The 19,112-nt window shown below is 64.9% G+C and carries 15 protein-coding genes; 12 read left to right on the top strand and 3 right to left on the bottom strand.

From position 1 onward, the window contains the following. The first annotated feature begins 52 nt into the window (after positions 1-52). The 12 genes from BJI69_RS01920 (at position 53) to BJI69_RS01865 (ending at position 10,365) form a co-directional block, all read left to right on the top strand. Positions 53-928, top strand: a complete 876-nt coding sequence (locus BJI69_RS01920) for a MinD/ParA family protein (RefSeq protein ID WP_046968438.1) — start codon at positions 53-55, stop codon at positions 926-928. Continuing rightward, positions 925-1,656, top strand: a complete 732-nt coding sequence (locus tag BJI69_RS01915) for an RNA polymerase sigma factor FliA (RefSeq protein WP_046968439.1) — start codon at positions 925-927, stop codon at positions 1,654-1,656. Before BJI69_RS01920 ends, BJI69_RS01915 begins: the two co-directional genes overlap by 4 nt. Positions 1,657-1,709: 53 nt before the next feature. After that, a complete protein-coding gene (gene cheY / locus BJI69_RS01910) occupies positions 1,710-2,111 on the top strand; it encodes a chemotaxis response regulator CheY (protein WP_046968440.1) in 402 nt (133 codons plus the stop codon). A gap of 10 nt (positions 2,112-2,121) precedes the next feature. Beyond that, entirely contained in the window at positions 2,122-2,766 is a 645-nt protein-coding gene (locus tag BJI69_RS01905) for a protein phosphatase CheZ (protein ID WP_125902960.1), read from the top strand. 7 nt (positions 2,767-2,773) lie between these two features. Then, entirely contained in the window at positions 2,774-4,942 is a 2,169-nt protein-coding gene (locus tag BJI69_RS01900; protein WP_046968442.1) for a chemotaxis protein CheA, read from the top strand. Position 4,943: 1 nt separating this feature from the next. Continuing rightward, on the top strand, positions 4,944-5,684 hold the full coding sequence (locus BJI69_RS01895) for a flagellar motor protein (RefSeq protein WP_046968443.1): 741 nt from the start codon (positions 4,944-4,946) through the stop codon (positions 5,682-5,684). Further along, positions 5,681-6,646 carry a flagellar motor protein MotD gene (motD, locus tag BJI69_RS01890; RefSeq protein WP_046968444.1) on the top strand — a complete coding sequence of 322 codons (966 nt, stop codon included), beginning with the start codon at positions 5,681-5,683 and terminating at the stop codon, positions 6,644-6,646. The genes BJI69_RS01895 and motD overlap by 4 nt, the downstream gene beginning before the upstream one ends. Continuing rightward, positions 6,646-7,434, top strand: a complete 789-nt coding sequence (locus BJI69_RS01885; RefSeq protein ID WP_046968445.1) for a ParA family protein — start codon at positions 6,646-6,648, stop codon at positions 7,432-7,434. The genes motD and BJI69_RS01885 overlap by 1 nt, the downstream gene beginning before the upstream one ends. Then, positions 7,434-8,003, top strand: a complete 570-nt coding sequence (locus BJI69_RS01880) for a chemotaxis protein CheW (protein WP_046968446.1) — start codon at positions 7,434-7,436, stop codon at positions 8,001-8,003. The genes BJI69_RS01885 and BJI69_RS01880 overlap by 1 nt, the downstream gene beginning before the upstream one ends. Continuing rightward, positions 8,000-8,449 carry a chemotaxis protein CheW gene (locus BJI69_RS01875; protein ID WP_244465297.1) on the top strand — a complete coding sequence of 150 codons (450 nt, stop codon included), beginning with the start codon at positions 8,000-8,002 and terminating at the stop codon, positions 8,447-8,449. Before BJI69_RS01880 ends, BJI69_RS01875 begins: the two co-directional genes overlap by 4 nt. A gap of 155 nt (positions 8,450-8,604) precedes the next feature. Next, complete coding sequence (locus tag BJI69_RS01870; protein ID WP_046968448.1) at positions 8,605-9,057, top strand: DUF2802 domain-containing protein; 453 nt, start codon at positions 8,605-8,607, stop codon at positions 9,055-9,057. Positions 9,058-9,186: 129 nt separating this feature from the next. Then, entirely contained in the window at positions 9,187-10,365 is a 1,179-nt protein-coding gene (locus BJI69_RS01865) for a M35 family metallo-endopeptidase (RefSeq protein WP_046968449.1), read from the top strand. 228 nt (positions 10,366-10,593) lie between these two features. Here BJI69_RS01865 and BJI69_RS01860 read toward each other — a convergent pair whose 3' ends face one another. The 3 genes from BJI69_RS01860 to BJI69_RS01850 all read right to left on the bottom strand — a co-directional run bounded on the left by BJI69_RS01860 (position 10,594) and on the right by BJI69_RS01850 (position 18,905). After that, positions 10,594-14,343, bottom strand: a complete 3,750-nt coding sequence (locus BJI69_RS01860; protein ID WP_046968450.1) for a translocation/assembly module TamB domain-containing protein — start codon at positions 14,341-14,343, stop codon at positions 10,594-10,596. Between the two features lie 11 nt (positions 14,344-14,354). After that, positions 14,355-16,121 (bottom strand): autotransporter assembly complex protein TamA, encoded by a 1,767-nt coding sequence (locus tag BJI69_RS01855; RefSeq protein WP_046968478.1) that lies wholly within the window; start codon positions 16,119-16,121, stop codon positions 14,355-14,357. Positions 16,122-16,268: 147 nt separating this feature from the next. After that, positions 16,269-18,905, bottom strand: coding sequence for a glycosyltransferase (locus BJI69_RS01850; protein ID WP_046968451.1), 2,637 nt, complete (start codon positions 18,903-18,905; stop codon positions 16,269-16,271). Positions 18,906-19,112: the final 207 nt, after the last annotated feature.

The following is a 19,112-nucleotide window of genomic DNA, read 5'->3' as shown; positions in this document are numbered from 1 at the left end:
GCATAACGTGACTACCGCCACCGCACACTCTTTCACGGCAGTGAATTCCTTCATGACCACACACGTCGATAGCACCCAGGCCGCCGGCCTCAACTGGCTTGACGACCGTCGCCCTACCCGCAGCATCGCGATCGCGGGCGGCAAGGGCGGCGTCGGCAAGACCACCGTGGCGGTCAACCTCGGTATGGCCCTGGCCATGGGCGGACGCGACGTCGTCCTGCTCGATGCCGATCTGGCCATGGCCAATATCGACGTGCTGCTCGGGCTGCAGCCGACCCGTCACCTCGGGCACATGCTCGAGGGCGAGTGCCGCATCGAGGATCTGATCCTCCAGGCGCCGCATGGCCTGAAGGTGATTCCGGCCACCTCCGGCGCGCGCCGCATGGCGCAGTTGCCGAATATCGAGCATGCCGCCGTCATCCGCGCGTTCGACGAATACCCGATCGCCCCCGAATACCTGATCGTCGACACCGCCGCCGGCATTTCGGACAGCGTCTCCATGTTCGCCGCGGCTTCCGACGAAGTCGTGGTGGTGGTCTGCGACGAGCCGGCCTCGCTGACCGATGCCTACGCCCTGATCAAGGTCATGAGCCGGGAGTTCGGCGTGAACCGCTTCCGCATCGTGGCCAACATGGTCCGCCATGCCCAGGAAGGTCGCCAGCTGTTCGAGAAACTGTCCCGGGTGACCAACCGATTCCTGGATGTTTCCTTGGATTTCATGGGGATGGTCCCGCACGACGAGTACCTGCGCCAGGCGATTCGCCGCCAGTCGGCGGTGGTCGATGTCTGGCCGAGCAGCCGATCTGCAGTTGGATTCAAGAATCTGGCCAGGTCGGTCGATACATGGGGTGAACCCGAACCCCGTGCTCAGGGTCGCATCGGCTTTTTCGCCGAGCGGTCCCACCTGGGAGGAGGGTTGCCACTGTGAGCGTTGCGACGGAATACCTTGAAGTCACGCGAATCCCGGCGGATCAATTGGTACGAACCCACGCGCCGCTGGTGCGCCGGATCGCCTATCACCTGATGGGCCGGCTGCCGCCAAGCGTGGATGCAAACGACCTCATGCAGGCCGGGATGATCGGACTGCTGGAGGCCGCAAGAAATTACTCGCCGACTCGCGCGGCCAGTTTCGAGACCTATGCGGGTATCCGCATACGGGGCGCGATGCTGGACGAACTGCGCAAGACGGACTGGACCCCCCGCTCCGTGCACCGGAAGTTGCGCGAGGTGGCTGAAGTAACGAGGCAGATCGAGAACGAGACAGGTGGTGATGCCGAAGACGCCGAGGTGATGAAGCGGCTGGGCATCGACGCCATGGAGTACAACCAGATCCTGGCCGACGCGGCGAGCGCGCGGTTGCTCAGTCTTACGGCGCCCGAAGGCGACGAAGGCGCGGCGATCGATGTCGCGGACCCGGATGCCGCGGGGCCGGAAGGGATCTTCGAACAGGACGGCTTGCGCGATGCGCTGGCCCAATCCATCGACGGCCTGCCCGAACGCGAGAAGCTGGTGATGTCGCTGTACTACGATGAAGAGCTCAATCTGAAGGAAATCGGTGCGGTGCTGGGTGTGAGTGAATCGCGGGTGTGCCAGATCCATGGCCAGGCCCTGATTCGCCTCCGCGCACGCATGACGGGTTGGAAAGACAAGCATTGACGGCATTACGGTGCCGTCGCCGGTAAGAACGCGCAGTCAGGCGGAGACGAGTTTTGGACAAGAACATGAAAATCCTCGTGGTGGACGATTTCTCCACCATGCGACGCATCGTCAGGAATCTCCTGGTCGAGCTGGGATTTACGAACACCCTCATCCAGGAGGCTGAAGACGGCAACGCGGCGCTCACGATGTTGCGTGCCCAGCCTTTCGACCTGGTGGTGACCGACTGGAACATGCCCAACATGACGGGCATCGACCTGCTTCGCGCGATCCGCGCGGACGCCGCGCTGAAGTCGATGCCGGTGCTGATGGTCACGGCCGAGAACAATCGCGACCAGATCATCGCCGCCGCGCAGAGCGGCGTGAACGGCTACGTGGTCAAGCCGTTCACGGCGGTCACGCTGAAGGAAAAGCTCGACAAGATCTTCGAACGACTCGCCGCGGCTGCGGGCTAAGGGAATGACGATGAATACCATGCTTAACCCCGGCCACGAGGTCGTTCCCGAGCTGCGCGAGTTGCTCGACGCCGATGACAGCGTCGCCTTCGAACAGGCGCTCGATCGCCTCCTGCGCAGCCGTGAACAGCACCTGTTCCTGGCCCTGGGCCATCTTGCGCGCGATCTGCACGAGTCGGTCCGCCGTCTGGCCTCCGATATCTCCAGCGATGGCGTGCCGGGCAACATGAGCGATGCGCGCAAACACCTGCGCGACGTGCTCGAGATGAGCTCACAGGCGGCTCACCGCACCCTCGATTTCAGCGACAGGCTGCGTCCTCAGGCGCAGGCGCTGGCCAAGCAGGCCGACGAAGTGCTGGTGCTCGATCACGCCGATCCGGCCTTCGCACCGAATGCGACGGCCCTGGCCGTGCGCGTCGGCGATTTCGCGCAGAGCTGCGACATCGGCCTGGGCGAGATGGTCGAGGCCCAGTCCTGGCAGGATCTGTCCGGCCAGCGCGTCGCGCAGGTCGAATCGTTCATGGCCAAGGTGGAGTCGTCGCTGGTCGAACTGGTGCGTCTCACTGGTTCGCTGGCCGGTGGCGCACACGCACCGGCCCCGGACAAGGTCAGCCAGGACGAAGTGGATCGACTGCTCAGCGAATTCGGGTTCTGAGCGCCGTATGAGCGTGGAGCTGGACAACGAGCTGCTCAATGTCTTCCTGATCGAAGCACGCGAACTGCTCGAGAGCCTGGGCGAACAGCTCGTGGATCTCGAAGCCTCGCCGGGGGACGCCGAGCTGCTGAACGCGGTCTTCCGCGCGTTCCATACCGTGAAGGGCGGTGCGGGCTTTCTGGGCCTCAACGCCATGGTGGAGCTGTGCCACCGCGCCGAGGACCTCCTCAACGAGGCCCGTAACGGCGCGGTGGTGTTGAACCCCGGCTTCATGGATGCGCTGCTCGAGTCGCTGGACCTCCTCAACGACATGATGCGTGCGGCCGACGCGGGCGTTCCCGCCGAGCCCGCGCCTCGCTCCGTGCTCGACCGCCTGCTGATTCCGGGTCGTGCCGGCTCCGCACCGCCGGTGGCGCTGTCGCCGGTGATGTCGACGCCGGCGTCGACCAGCGCCCCCGCCGTGTCGTCGCAGCGCCCCTACGATCCGATCGAAGACGAATTCGAAGCCATGCTCGACGCCGCGCGCAACGACCGCGCACCGGCCTCGACACCTTCGGGCACGATCAACGACGATGAATTCGAAGCGCTGCTGGATTCGCTCTACGGCACCGGTGCCCCCGGCGCCGATGCCGCCGCCCCTGCAGGGGCGGCGGCAAATGTGGGAGCCGCTTCAGCGGCGATCCCGGCCACCGCAACACCGATCGCCGAAGCGCCATCTGTGGGAGCCGCTTCGGCGGCGATGCCCGCCGCCGATCCCAACGCCATCAGCGACGACGAATTCGAGGCCCTCCTAGACAGCCTCCACGGCACCGCCGCCCCCGGCACGCTCACGCCGGCCACCGCTGTTGCAGGAGCCGATTCATCGGCGATCCAACCCGCCGTAGCGTCCACTACCCCTGTAGGAGCCGATTCATCGGCGATCCCCGCCGCCGCAACCCCACCAGCAAAACCGGCTCCCACCGCAAAACCCACAGCCACCACCGAAAAACGCGCCTCGTCAACGGCCGACACCACCGTCCGCGTCGACACCTTCCGCCTCGACAGCCTCGTCGATGCCGCAGGCGAGCTGGTACTCGTCCGCAACCGCCTGACCAATCTCGCGCCGCGCGGCACGAACGACCCGATGGAACGCGCCATCGGTGAACTCGAGCGCGTCGCCGAAGATCTGCAGAACGCCGTGTTGCGCATGCGCATGCAGCCGGTGGGCAAACTCTTCTCGCGTTTCCCCCGCATCATCCGCGACCTCGCGCGTCAGCTCGGCAAGGACATCGAGCTGGTCACCGAGGGCGAAGACACCGATATCGACCGTACCGTGGTCGAGGCGCTGGCCGATCCGCTGGTGCACCTGCTTCGCAACGCGGTAGACCACGGCATCGAGATGCCCGACGTGCGTGAACGCGCCGGCAAATCGCGCTCCGGCACGGTTCGCCTGGCCGCCGGCCAGTTCGGCGACCGCATCGTCATCACCGTCACCGACGACGGCAAGGGCATGGATCCCGAGGTCCTGCGTCGGAAGGCCGTCGAAAAAGGCCTGATGGACGAAGAGCAGGCGGCGCGTCTGGATGAGCGCGAGTGCTACGAAATCGTCTTCCGTCCCGGTTTCTCCACCGCGGCCGAGGTCTCGGATATTTCCGGCCGAGGCGTCGGCATGGACGTGGTCAAGACCAAGATCGTCGAACTCGGCGGCACGCTCTCGATCGACTCGCGCGTCGGCCATGGCAGCACGGTCCGTCTCTCGGTACCGCTTACCCTGGCGATCATGCGCGTGCTCATGGTTCGCGTCGGTAATCGCCTGCTGTCGCTGCCGTTGTCCAACGTCACCGAAGTGTTCGAACTCGTGCCGGGCCAGATCCAGGAACTGGACGGTCGCATTGTCGCCTCGCATCGCCAGCGCGCGCTGCCGCTTGCCGACCTCGGCAACTGGGCCGGCGCGGCGGGGAAGGGCGGTCACGTCGTCGTCGTGCAGATCGGCCACCAGACACTCGGTTGCCTGGTCGACGAAGTGCTCGGCCGCGAAGACGTCATGGCCAAGCCGCTGGGTCCGTTCCTCAAGGATGTCCCGGGCGTCGCAGGCGCGACGATCACCGGCGATGGCCGCATCTCCCTCGTGCTCGACCTCGCCGGCCTCGCCGACGATGCGGGCCAGGTGCTGCCTTCACTAAGGATGGCTGTCTGATATGGATATCGTGAGCGTCGTCGGAACGATCCTGGCTTTCGTGGTCATCATCGTGGGCACCATCCTCAAGGGCTCGAGCCTCGATGCCCTGTGGAACCCGGCGGCGTTCGTCATCGTCTTCCTCGGCACGCTCGCCGCGCTGCTGGTGCAAACGCCCGGCCCGGTGCTCAAGCGCGCCTGGACCATGCTGCCCTGGGTGTATCGCCCACCGGACATCGAGTCGGAGAATCTGGTCAGCCGCATCGTCGGCTGGAGCGAGATTTCCCGTCGCACGGGCCTGCTCGGCCTGGAGCCGGCAATCGAGCGTGAATCCGATCCCTTCATCCGCAAGGGGCTGCAACTGCTCGTCGACGGCACCGAGCCGGACGCCATGCGTTCCGTGCTCGAAGTGGAAGTCTACGCACGCGAACACACCGACATCGAAGCCGCCAAGGTCTTCGAGAACGCCGGTGCGTATTCGCCGACGATGGGCATCATCGGCGCCGTCATGGGCCTGATGTCGGTCATGCAGAATCTCGCCGACCCGAGCAAGCTCGGTCATGGCATCGCCGCGGCCTTCGTCGCGACGATCTACGGTATCGGCCTGGCCAACCTGCTCGCCTTGCCCATGGCATCACGACTGAAAGGCCTCGCCCGCCTGCGCTCGCAGATGCGCGAAATCCTTGTGGAAGGCCTGGTTTCGATCGCCCAGGGCGACAACCCGCGGCACATTGAAAGCAAGCTCCAGGGATTCCTTTCGTGAAGCGGCGCCACCACGAAGAACACATCAACCACGAGCGCTGGGCGATTCCCTACGGGGATCTGATCACGCTGCTGCTGGCGTTATTCGTGGTGATGTATGCGGTCTCGGCCGTGAACGAAACCAAGTTCCGCGTCATGGCGCAGTCGATCAACGAGGCTTTCAACGGCACCGGCAAGGTCATCGAGCCGATCCGCGAGGCGACGCCCGCCGCGCAGGTGCCGCTGCCGAACCAGTCGCGCGCGCCGGCCGCTGCCCCCATTGCCAAGATCGACGTGCCGATTCCGCCACGCAACCTGCCTCTGCCGGGGCACGAAGGCGCCGCTCCCACGCGACAGGAATCGGCGAGCATCAATACCGCGACGGCGGCGAATACCACGGTCGGCAAGACCGAGGACGCCAGCCTCAGCCAGATCTCCGACGAAGTGCAGCGCGCGATGAAGCCGCTGATCGACAAGAACCTGGTCAGCGTGCGCCAGACCAAGGACTGGCTCGAGATCGAAGTCCGTACCGACATCCTCTTTCCCGTCGGCGTGGCCAGGCTGCAGGGCACCGCCGAAGACGTGCTGCGCAAGCTCGCCGGCATCCTCGGCCCGTTCCCGAACGCCATGCGCATCGAGGGCTACACCGACAACACGCCCATCGCGACGGCGACCTTCCCTTCGAACTGGGAATTGTCGGCCGCCCGTGCGGCGACGGTGGCACGCCTGCTGACGACCAGTGGCGTCGATCCGCATCGTGTCGGCATCGTCGGCTGGGGCGAGTTTCGTCCGACCACCGACAACGGTACCGACGAAGGCCGCAATCGCAATCGCCGCGTGCTCATCGTCGTGATGAGCGACAAGGCTGAGCCGGCGCGTTTCTATAGCGATGCCGATCGTCTTCCCGTCGTCGGTGCGGCGACGGCTCCGACGGTGGCTCCCGCACCGATCGCAACGGCGACTCCTGCAGGGGGTAATCGCTGATGCGCGTCTGGGCGGTCTCCAACCAGAAAGGTGGGGTAGGCAAGACCACGACGACCGTTGCGTTAGGTAGTCTTCTCGCTGCTTCCGGCAAGCGCACGCTGCTGATCGACATGGATCCGCACGCCTCGCTGTCCGGCTACATCGGCGTCGAAGGTGGCGCGCATGGCAGCGTCTACGACCTGTTCGGCATCGGTGGCAATCCGTTGCCAGCTGGCACGCTCGTGCATGCCACGAAGTGGGATCACCTCAGCGTGCTGCCGGCGTCCGCGGCGATGATCACGCTGGATCGCCAGCTCGGCACACGGCCGGGCATGGGCTTGATCCTTGCCAAGGCGCTCGCCGAACTCGCCAGTGATTTCGATCACGTCTTGCTCGACTGCCCGCCGACCCTCGGCGTATTGATGGTCAACGCGCTGGCCGCGAGCGACCGCTTGCTCGTGCCGACGCAGACCGAAGCACTGGCCCTCGCAGGTCTCGAGCGCATGCTGCGCAGCCTGTCCATGATCGAGCGCTCGCGCGGCCGACCGCTGCCGCGCACCATCGTGCCGACGATGTTCGACGCACGCACGCATGCCTCGCGAGCCTGCCTCGAGCAACTGCGCGAGAAGTACAGCGACGGCGTCAGCCACGCCGTTATCCCGACCGATACGCAGATTCGTGAAGCGAGCGCGGCGGGCGTGCCCCTGGCATCCTGGCCAGCTGCGCGTCGCGGTGGCCTGGCTTACCGGCAGTTGCTCGACGAATTGCTGGCCTCGCCGGCCACCTCCGTCGCGGATGCGGCGGCGTGATGCGCGCCCTGCAGGACGCCGAGCAGATCGTCGCCGACTACCTGGCGGAGCTGCTGACACCTGCCTTGCCTGCACCGGCACCGGACGCCGAGGTCAAGGTCGTTTCGATCGACCCCTGGCGCACCGTGCCAAACGCCGAGCCGCCGACGTCGGCCGATAGCCGCTATCTGCTCTGTCTTGCGGCCGGCGTGCGTCTTGCCGTGCCGATGTCCGATATCACCCATATGCTGCCGATGCCGCCGTTGACGCCGCCGAACACGACGAATCCGATTTGCCTCGGACGCTGGCGCCATCCGAGTGGTGTCGCACGCGTGGCCGACCTCGCTGCGATCCTCTCGCCGGACATGGCTGGCGCGCATTCGCCCACCCTGATCCTGCTGGGCGACCGTGCCTGGGCATTGGCCTGCATCGTCGACGAAGAGCCGGTGGAACTCGACGCCACGGCGATCCAATGGCGCAAGGGCGCGACCACGCGTCCGTGGCTCGCTGGCATGTCCCAAGAACCCAAGTGCGGCGTGGTCGGTACCGCGGCGCTGATCGAATGGCTGGAAAAGGAGCTGGGCCCGTGACCGAACCCCAACGCGACGGGCGTGGTGCCTGGCTTGGATTTTCCCTGAAGGGGCAGCGCTATGCGGTGTCCCTGGCCAGCGTACGTGAGGTGATCCGCTGCGGCGACATCACCCCCGTGCCGGGCGCGCCCGAGGATGTCCTCGGTATCGTCAACCTGCGCGGCCAGATCGTGCCCGTGCTCGACGGCCGTCGTCGCTTCGGCCTCGAAGGTCGCATCGACGTCGCCGACGAAGACGCCCAGCGCGTCATCGTCTTCGACGACTCGGGCAGCATCGTCGGCATGCGCATCGACGTGATCGGCGACATGCTCGAGTTCAACCCCGCCGACGTCGCACCGCCGCCCCCGGGCCGCGCCACTCGCCGCGACGACCCGGTCAGCGGCGTCATCACCCGCGACGACGGCTTCATCGCCCTCATCGACATTCCCAGGCTCTGTAGAGCCTGACCCGGCCAGGCTCCCATGGGCCTGCATTTTGTGGGGCCTGCTTCTTGTGGGAGCCGGCTACGCCGGCGATCAGCCTCCAAGATCCCGCAAAACATCGCGCTTCTACGAAACACCACGATGCGCTAACGTGTCCCCGCTCTCCAGGGAATCACCACATGAACCCCGTCATCGGATACGTGCTGATCGCACTGGCCGTCCTCAACCTGGTCGGCCTGCTGCTGCTTTTCCGCCGCTTCGGCACGGCGCCGTCGGCCACTCCGGCCGCGCCGGCTGCGACCCCGGTGACACAGGCCACGCCCACCTCAAACGCGACGTCCGCCTACGAAGACATCCGTGACATCCGCGACGAGCCCACGCCAGCCGTTCCGCCCGATGCACTCGCCGCGATGCTTCGCCGTCTCGAGAACCGCCTTGGCGATATCGAAGACCAGGTACGCCGGAATCCTGCCGTGACCGTGGCGGGTGAGCCGGGCGCGGCCACAGATCGGGCGCTTGCGCTTGCCCAGCGTCTCGCGCGCCAGGGCGCTTCGGCGAAGGATATTTCCGAGACGTGCGGGATTTCGTTGACCGAAGCGGAGTTGTTGCAGCGGTTGCACGCGCCTCGCTGATTCGATGTGACGTACGTCACGTTCAAGATTCCTGCGGACGTATTTCAGAATCCTTCCATATGACGTGATAGTCGCCTGACATAGCGTGAATGGGCCAACAGGGCTCCATACACGTCAGGAAGCGTCAGCATGAGAGGTATCTATAGAACCGCGTTCACAGCGGCCATCTGGTTTTTCGTTCCAGCCGCGTATGCCAGCAGCGGTGTTTCCCTGTCTTTGACCCACGATGGCCGAGATGCTTCTGCGGCGAATTCAATCGCCTTGACTCTCTCCAACGGCACAGACCACGATATTTTCGTTTACGGCTACAACAGCGTCTTCGCCCAGCCCGATGGCCGGACGACCAGCAATTGGCTCAGCGTTACCGACGCGTTCGGGCACGAGGTCCTGTACAAGGGGCGCTATGTCGTCATGGGCGCGCCGCCGCCGTCCCTGTTCATCCGCATTCGGTCGGGAAAACACCTCGATGCCAAGGTCGACTTATCCCGGGAGTACGATCTTCCTCCGGCGGGATCAGTCACGGTAAAAACGAGCGTAGCAATATACGAGCGCGTTCCGGTGATCCTGCCAAATGGCGAATCGGAGAGTATTCCTCACGAGTCAGTCGAAAGTAACGCCGCTACATTTGTGGTGGCGCGTGCTGGCGCGCATATCGCAGCGACTGCTTCAACCATTCAATGTACGGCGGAGCAGCAAGACGCCACGAGCCGTGCGATTGCGGGTGCAAAATCGATCTCGGAGGTGGCGATGAACTTCCTGGGATCGCTGTACTACGCCGATCCGATCGATCCCGAGAATCCCGTGCCGCCACGAGTGCACATGAAGCCTCACCGCCGCTATTTGAACTGGTTCGGCAGTTGGGATGAAGGCGCGCCCCAAGCCCCCGAGCCAGGTCATGAAGCTACCGACAACACTCGCGTTGACGAGACCATCGTCGCCACATACGTCCGCCTTCAGTCAGGCGCAATGACGGCCTGCGATCAATGCAAGGGATACCATCCGGCCGCCCGTGCTTGGGCGGAGGGCAAGCTTATCCATCTGTGTCCAGTGAACTTCACAGATCCCATCACCGGCGGGATCACCTCGCAGGCCGGAACCATCGCGCACGAGATTTCACATCAGGGCGATGGCATGGCGAAGGCCACGGTAGACATCGACGGGGTCCGGGACCGGGCGAGTGCACATGCATTGCCGCGCCCTTCTGCCGTCCGTAGTGCAGCCAACTACGAGTACTTTATTACGAACGCACCTCTTGGTCGGAGCCCCGCCGCGGCGAGCGGCGGTCAACAGCCGCAAGCCGATCGCTGATCACCCAGGCAAGGAAGCGTCTGTAGCAAAGCAATGTTGAGTTGTCTGCGGTCTCGGGTTGATTGACGGGTTTAACCCATCGAAAAGAAGAGGCCCTTGCGGGCCTTTTCTTTGAATCAGACAGATCGGGACTGAGAAAGGCTGGCTTTCGCCGATGAATCGGCTCCTACAAGGAACGGCTACGGTCAGCGTTCTAGCGGCCGTGGTTAGCGTTCTCGTCCGCCGCGGCTAGCGCTCTAGTCTGTAATTCAAACTCGCCCGGCTGAACTCCGTGGCGTTCTGTGCCTCGAAGTTCCACTTCTTGCTGAAGAGGTATCTCAGCGTGATCACCTGGCCGGGATCGAAGAGGCCCACGCCGTAGCTCAGGTACAACCGCGGAGACAGATACTTGCCGACCGTGAACGCCGAGGTGCCGCCGAGGGCATCGTTGCTCGACACACCGATGTCGTCGACGCCGATTTTCGAGCCCACACTCTTCGCCAGCAGATCGCCTGCCGCGGAGCCGAGTGCCTGTGCCGCGGCGCCGACCATGTTGCCTTCGCCGCCGCTCACCTGCGACAACGGCTTGCCGGTGACGAGGTAGGAAAGCGCGTCGGATTGTTCCATCACGGGATTCGAGAACACCGTGAGGATAGGGCGCTGCGCGGTGCCGGACACGTACAGGCCGACGGTCTGGCCGTCGTCGATGGTGGCGTTGGGATTGATCGCGCGCACGGCGCGGATGTTCAGCCGCGGATTGTCGATCGGCGTGGTGGCGAAGAGCAGCTGGCCCTGCTGGATCTTCAGATCCTGCCCATAGGCCTTGTAGGTTCCATCGACACCGATCTGGCCCTGGCCCGTCGTCGCGCGGCCCGGGCGCTCGCGCACGTCGAGCTGGCCGGTGATGCGACCGTCGATACCGAAGCCGACGAGGTGAACCTTCTGGCCGAGGTCGACGCGGATATCGGCGGAGATCGGCGAAGCTTCGGCGGCGGCTTCCTGCTGCTTGTCGTCGACCACGACGACATCGGGCGAGGCCTTCGTCGCGCCGGCGCCGGGCAGGCGCTCGACGTTGACGTCGGCCAGATCGATGTTGAGCTTGCCGGTGACATTCATGCCCTTGGTGTCCTGCACGATCTGGATGTCGGGCGAGACGATGGCCTTGGCGGCCGGAATATCGACGGCGGTGAACTTCGATCCCTGGATGCCGAGGCGCATCTGTGCACCAGCACCGAGCGCGGCCGTGCCCTTAATGCCGAGTGTGCCTTCGCCCGAGCGGATCGTGCCGTCGACGGTGTAATTCGTCGCGTCCGTGGTGGTGACGCTGATGCGTCCGTCCTTGAGCTTCAAGCCCGCACTCGGCACTTCCGCGGCGAAGCCGACGACGAGCGCCTGCCCGGTAATGGCTGGCGTGGCGATGGTCCCACCGAGATGGAAGTTGGCATCGAGGCCACCCTTCACCTCGGCGACCTCGCTGGTGAACAGCTCGATGACGCCGAGGTCGGTGAGATGCAGGGCGACGGTGCCGCCGAGCGCCTGCTGGGCGCCGCTGATCGACACGTTGCCATCGAGCGTTCCGCCCTTGTTGAGCGACGCGCGAACGGTGACACGCTGGTTGTCGGGCGCGAGCTGCGCATTGGCGACGAGGTTGTCGTAGACGAGCAGCGGATTCTCGCTGCGATCGGTATAGGCGATGGAGCCATGCGCGCTGGTGATATTCGCCTGCCCGGACAACGCGCCCGCCGCGGTACGACGAATGCTGCCATCGCCTTCGATGATGCCGTCGGCACGCATCGGGCTGTTCGACTGCTCGGCCGCCGTCATGATCAGGGCGAGCGGCACCTTGCGCAGACGATAGCTGGCGTCGAGGTTGCCGCCCTTGTCCTGCTTCGCCGCCACGCACAGCAGCGGCTCGCCGGCGGTGAGGCAGAGGTCGCTCAGGCTGGCTGCGCCATCCTTCCAGGCCAGCTGGCTGGCGTTCTGCAGGCGCCAGCGGGGCAGTCCCTGATAGTCGATGTTGAGCGTGGACAGCGTGCCGCTCCACGCGCCGTTGCGTAGTGAGCCGGAGAGCTGGAGATCGGCAGCAAGCGGGCGACCGGTCGCGTCCACGCTGAGCTGGTGCTGTTCCTGCGTCCCGTTGGCGTTCACCGCGAGGCGGTCGAAGACGAGACCGCCCGAGACGACGTGCGTGCCGACGATGGCGACCTTGCCACCGGGCTTGCTGATATCGGGAATGTCCGCGTCGACGGTCAGCGCATCGACCTTCTGGCCGGCATACATCAGGGCACCACCGCGAACATTCGCCTTCACCGCCAGCTTCGGCACATTGCCCTTGGCCGAGACGTCGCCCTGGATCCGGCCACCGGCATCGGGCAGCCAGTCGCCGAGCGACGTGATGGCCAGCTTCAGGTTAGCGTCGTTGGCGGTATCGCCCTTGGCATCCAGATGAACCGTGCTGCCGCCAGAGGCGAGATCGAGCGTGCCGTTAACCACTTCGTTGGGCTTCAGCGTGAGCTTGCCAAAGCCACGTAGTTGCCGCTGGCGAAGCGTGCCATCGAGCTTGCGCAGCTCGAGCGTGCCGAGCGGGCCATCCTTTGCCATCTGGCCTTCGGTGGACAGATCGAGGTTGAGCGCGCCGGGCCACTCGGCGAGCAACTGGCTGGGATCGAAACGATCGCCCTTTAGGTCGATCTTCCAGGCCAGTTGTGGCTGCAGGGTCAGCGTGCCGCTGGCGGCGAGGCTGCCGTTGGGCTGCTTCAGCTGCACCGTGTGCAGGGCGATGATGTCCGGTTTGCCGTCGACGTCCAGGGTGAACTTGCCGACGTGACCGGGTGGCCCGATGTCGACGTCGCCAGCCGCGTGGTACGCGTCGGCGCTGCCCTTGAAGGTGAGTTGGCCGACGCTGGCGAGGTCCTGTCCGGCGACGCTGGCGGGAACGAGGACATCCTTCCAGTTGAGCGCGAGATCTGCCGAGACCGGCTGTGCCCCGATGTCGACCGTGCCGCGCGCGGTCAGCGCACCCTTGACCTGCGGTGAGCCGACGGTGAGTTCGTCGAGCGTGAGTCGCTTGTACTCGTGGTCGAACGCGGCCTTCACCGGCGTCAGTCGCACGACGTAATCGTTGAGGTCGACGTCCCCGCTGAGATCCGCGTGGTAACGGTCGCCCGAGCCCTGAAGCGCGAGAGCCAGAGATTGCAGGCTGCTGTCGCCGATCAGCGGTTTGGGATCGAAGCGTGGCGCATCGATCTTCGCTGTCCAGGCGAAGTCGCCGCTCTGAACGAGGTTGGCATCCACTTGTGCCACGAAGGGCAGGGTGAGCTTGACGAGGGTGTGCGCCTTCGCACCGTCGCTATGCGCTTCGAGGTCGCCGGCGTAGTCGATGTCGCCGAGTTTCCAGCGGAAACTCGCCTTGCCGTCACCCTTGTAACCCTTGCCGACGGCAAGCGTGCCGCCGAGATCGGCCTGTCCGTCGGGGGCACGCAGCGCGAGGGTTTGCAGCGCGATGCCCTTCGACGTCCAGGAGCCAACCAGGTCGAGCGAACTGGATTCGAACAGCGGCTGGCCGGCCTGGGTCACCTTGACGTGACCAACCTTGACCTTGTCGAGCACGATGTCGAGTGGTGGCTCGAGCGAGAACGGCTCCGACGCCGTCTCGGGCTCGGGCTGGCTCGGCGGCAGTGCCACATCGATGCCATCGGCGGTCAGGTCATAGACGTGCGCGCGCTTGCGCAGCAGCGAGCCGAACGAGAAATCGACATGCGCACGGGCGACACGGATATCCATGCCCTTGCCATCGCGATAGCGCAGTCCAGTGAGGTCCAGCGGGCCGGCAAGACGCCCTTCGGCGTGATCGACGGTGAGCGCGTTATCGGTAAAGGCACCTGCACGCGCCAGCGCGAAGCGAAGTCCGGACGCGCTGCCGACCAGCCACCACACGCCAAGCACGACGACCAGAAGCAGTACGCCAACGGCCACGCCCACGCGGATCAACCATTTCATGCCGGTGCTCCTCACAGGTCGGGCCCGATGACGACGTGCAGGTGGATACCGTGCGATTCCTTGTTACCGACCGGAACGGCAAGGTCGGCGCGGATCATGCCGACCGGCGACAGCCAGCGCACGCCCAGGCCGGTACCGACCAGCGGTTTGTAGTCGGTGCCGGCGAAGGCATTGCCCGCATCGACGAAGGCGGCCATGCCCCAGTTGCGCGTGAAGTAATGCTCCACCTCGGTGCTGCCGACAAGCAGGTTCTCGCCGCCGATCACGCGACCGTACGAGTTCTTCGGGCCGATGCTTTCGAAGTCGTAGCCGCGCACGGAGCGATCGCCACCGGCGAAGAAACGCAGCTGCGGCGGCAAGGCGCTGAAGTCGTCCGTCCAGATCTTGCCCGCGGTGCCGCGGAGGATCAGGCGATTGCGTCCCCAGAACGACTGGATCCACTTCGCGTCGCCCATCAGTTCGGAGAAGCGTGCATCGGAGAGCAGGTCGCCGGCGGTGCTGCGGGCGGTGAGTGTGAGCGACCAGCCGCTGCGCACGAAGGTCGGGTTGTCACCCTTCTTCCGGCTCAAGGTGAGTTCCGGGTAGAGCAGGGTGCTCTGGCCGTGATCCAGGCCGAGGGCGTTGTCGCCTTCGCCGCCGCGTTTGCCGACGGTGAACGTGCCTGACAGGACATTGATGCCGATCGTTCGTGTCCAACCGTGCCACAGCCGCGTTTCATTGGCGACGAGCTGGATCGTGCGCGACTTCGAGGTGACCGTGTTGGCGTCGCGGTAGTTCGCGCCGAAATTGAAGCTGCGCTGGTTGGGACCCGGCATGGGGATCTGGTACAGCGTGGAAATGGTCTTGAGCCGTTGCGCCACGACCAGTTCGTTCTTCCATTTGTGGCCGCGATCGTTCACCCAGCGCTTTTCGATGCCGCCGCGCAGGCCGGCGCCGGTATCGGTGCCGAAGAACGGCCCGCCGGTATAGATCGTGCGCTTGGCCGGCGCGAGTTCCACCTTGATGTCGATCGTGCCGTCCTTCGCGTTGTCGGTGTCGGGCATGACGTTGACCACGGCGAAGTAATCGGCGCCGTTGAGGGCCTGCTGCAGGTCGAGCAGCTGGTTCTGCGAGAAGTAGTCGCCACTCTTGAATGGCACGTAGCGATCGAGGAAGCCGTCGCGGAACTGCGAGTTCTCGAAATGGATCGTGCCGTAGCGGTAGCGTTTGCCCGTCTCCCAGGCCAGCTCGACGGTGGCGCTGTGTTCGGCGCGGTTGACCTCGACACGATGGGTGACGAGCTTGGCATCGAGAAAGCCCGTCGCCGTGAGCGCGCCGCTGACGGCATCACGCGCCGCGTCGTACTGGCCGTCGTTGAGCGTCTTGTCCTTGAGTCCGTTGACGCCGCGCATGGCACGGGCGATGGGCTGCAGCTTGGCAGCCTCCTTGTCCAGGCCGACGTTGACGGTCTTCACGGTAACCGGCGTGCCGGGCACGACGTGGAGGGACACCTGCCAGTCATTGCCGACCTGCTTGATGTCGCCGGTAGCGGTCGCTTCGTAGTAGCCGTAAGGGCGGAGCGCAGCCTGTACCTGGTCGGGAGCGTTGTCGTAGAGCCGCCGGATCTGCGCTGCGGTGGCATCACGCTTGGCGTACTGACTCAGTTCGACGCCGGCAACGACGGCGTTTTTCAGGGTTTCATCGACGCCGTCCACGGTGACGACGACGCCGGCATGGGCGAGGCAGGGCAGGAGGAACCACGGCAGAAGCAGCAGTCCATGGCGTCTGGTTCGGCGCATGAGCATCCCGTTCCGGTCGTGATCCAACACCGTGGGGTACGGCGGCGAGCGGGGACACCTCCGGCATCCCCTGACATCAGGTCTTGGCGTAACTTACCGCGCGGCGCGTGCAGGGTCGATACACAAACGTGAACGACCCCCGGTGGTTCAGCCCGCTTCGTCACCCGCAGTGTGCGCGATCCAGGCGCCGACCAGCGCCGACACGTAGGGAATGGACTGCGCCGTGAGGATGAACATCCACAGCACGCTCTCCACATAGTTCGTGCCGTAGTGCATCGCCATGCCGATCACCGCGCAGAGCAGGGCGATCGCCATGAGACCTTCCTCACGTACCGGGGCAAAAGCGGCAAAACTGCTGCCACCCATGCGTCGGCTCTTCGCGGTGACCACGAAGGCCGTCTTCTCGCGTGTCAGGCCATGCAGGATGCCGCGTGCAATAGCGTGCGACAGACCCATGCTGGCCACCGAGGCCATGATGGTGTCGTACCAGCTGCACGGGACGCGCGCGCGATAAAGCACGAAGCCGAAGATCGCCTTGGCGAAGAAGAAGCCGATCACCGGGATCAGGAACAGCTGCATCGGCAGGTTGAAGTACTGCGGCGCGTAGATCATGCCGGCCGTCCACAGCAGGCCCATCATCGTGAAGATGAAGTGCAGCGCATCGGCGAACCAGCTGAACCAGCCAGTGAGGAAGTGGAAGCGCTGGCCGGCGGAGAGGGGTCCCTTACGGGTCATCCAGCTCCAGCGGCCCTTGAGGATCTGCATGGCGCCGAAGGCCCAGCGATAGCGCTGGCTCTTGTACGCCTTGAAGTCGGCAGGGGTCAGGCCCTTGCCCATCAGTTCGTCAACGTAGACCAGCTCGTAGCCTGCGTGCATGAGGCGCAGGCCGAGCTCGGCATCCTCGCAGATCGTCCATTCGGACCAGCCGCCGGTGCCTTCCAGCGCCGAGCGACGGACCATGGTCATGGTGCCGTGCTGGATGATGGCGTTGCGCTCGTTGCGATGATGCATGCCGATGCGGAAGAAGCCGTCGTATTCCCACGCGGTCATGCGCCGGAAGCGGTTGTTCTCGAACTCGCGGTGGGCCTGCGGGCACTGCACCACGGCTACCTTGGCGTCGTGGAAGTAGCCGGTGAGCGCGGCCAGCCAGTCCTCGCGAACCTCGTAGTCGGCATCGATCACGGCGACGACCTCGGCACGTTCGTCCGTGGCGGTGAGGCCGAAGTTGAGCGCGCCCGCCTTGTAGCCGGGCCAGGGTTCGAGATGGAAGAAGCGGAACTTGGGACCGAGCTGTTCGCAGTACGCCTTCACCGGCTCCCAGACCGCCGGATCCTTGGTGTTGTTGTCCAGCACCAGGACTTCGAAATTCTCGTAGTTCAGGCGGGCCAGCGAATCCAGCGTGATCTGGACCATCTCCGGCGGCTCGTTGTGGCAGGCCAGGTGGATGGACACGAAGGGCTGCTTTTCGACCGGATCGTACGGCAGCATGCCGGCGTGGCGGATCCACTCGCGACGCCAGAGCACCTCGGTGAATTCGAAACCGTTGATCAGCAGGATCGCCAGGATCGCGATCTGCGCAGGGAACAGCAGGATCAACATGGCCCAGTCGAACGGGCTCAGGTAGAAATTGAAGGGCAGGGTGGCCGACCAGACGATCAGGCCGCAGGCCAGCTGCAGCAAGGCCATGAAGAACAGCCGGCCCATCAGCTTGAAGCGACGGAAGCGACTGCCGAACCAGACCATGGGGAAGAAGGCCAGCGCCGAGGCGGCAAACGCCTTCCACGGCCAGCTGGTGTCTTCGGTCACCGGACCCTTGAACGGGAATTTCAGCTGGCGGTCGGCATTGAACATGCCCCAGTACGCGCCCGTGCGGCCTTCGCCCAGGTTTTCCTTCCACGGCTGGTCGATGGCTTCGAGGACGTAGTAGTCGTCGATGCCCTTGCGCTTGGCCATGTTGAAGAAGTCGCGCAGGAAGATCGCTTCATTGGAAACGGTCGGGTAGGCGTATTCGTGGCGGTCGCCGTTGGAGGGCCAGCCAATCTCGCCGATAACGATGTGCTTGCTCGGGAAGCGATGCTGGAGCGCCTGGAAGCTGCCATCGCTGTCCTTGCTGCCGTCGGCCTCGCGCGTGCCGATGGAGTCGGGCACGGCATCCTTGCGATCGATACCGTTCCAGTAGGGAAACAGATGGACCGTGATGAAGTCGACGTGGTCGGCCAACTCCGGATTCTGCATCCACACATGGAACGGTTCGGCCATGGAGACCGGCTGGTGCACGGCGGCGCGCACGCGATCCAGGTAGGCCATCATCTGGCTGGGCTTGAGGTCGCCGCGATACAGCACCTCGTTACCGACGATGACGCGCGAGATGGTCTTGGGGAAGCGGTGGGCCTGGGCGATCAGCGCGTCGATCTCGCGCTCGTTGTTTTCCAGGCGGGTGTCGATGTTGGCGCCCGCCATCACGTCCAGCCCTTCCTTGTCGGCCAGGCGGATCGTCTGCGGGTTCTCCAGCATCGAGTAGGTACGAATGCGTGGCGAATAGCGATGCACCAGGTGCAGGTCGCCGGTGATTTCCGGGTCGGAGGAGACGTCGCCCCGCATCGGATTCTGGTAGCGCTGGTAGGCCGTGAAGGCGAAACCGGAGATCGGGCCGTTCCAGTCGTCCGGGCCGCGCGGGATGTTGCCCAGGAACCACAGGCCCACGTTGAGGCCCGCGACTAGGACCGCCAGCAGCAGCGCGGTGAGGATCGGATGGCTTCGTTCGGTCGTGGTAACAGCGCTCAAAAACAATCCCCGGACCGGTCGGCCCCCAAGTGGCATCAAGTGAGGTAACCGGGGGAGCTTAACGAACGCGGGGGACAGGCTCAACGCATTGCAGCATGGCCGGTCAGGGGGAACTCAGAGAGTGGGGGCGTCACGGGGCCGTGTGATCTCACATTACCGGCTCGGCCAGCCCCTGTAGGAGCCGATTCATCGGCGATCCCGCGGCAG

Origin of the sequence: Luteibacter rhizovicinus DSM 16549 (genome assembly GCF_001887595.1) — a bacterium.
Lineage (GTDB): Bacteria > Pseudomonadota > Gammaproteobacteria > Xanthomonadales > Rhodanobacteraceae > Luteibacter > Luteibacter rhizovicinus.
Note: the sequence above shows the minus strand (reverse complement) of the source record. Positions and strands in the feature narration are given on the sequence as shown.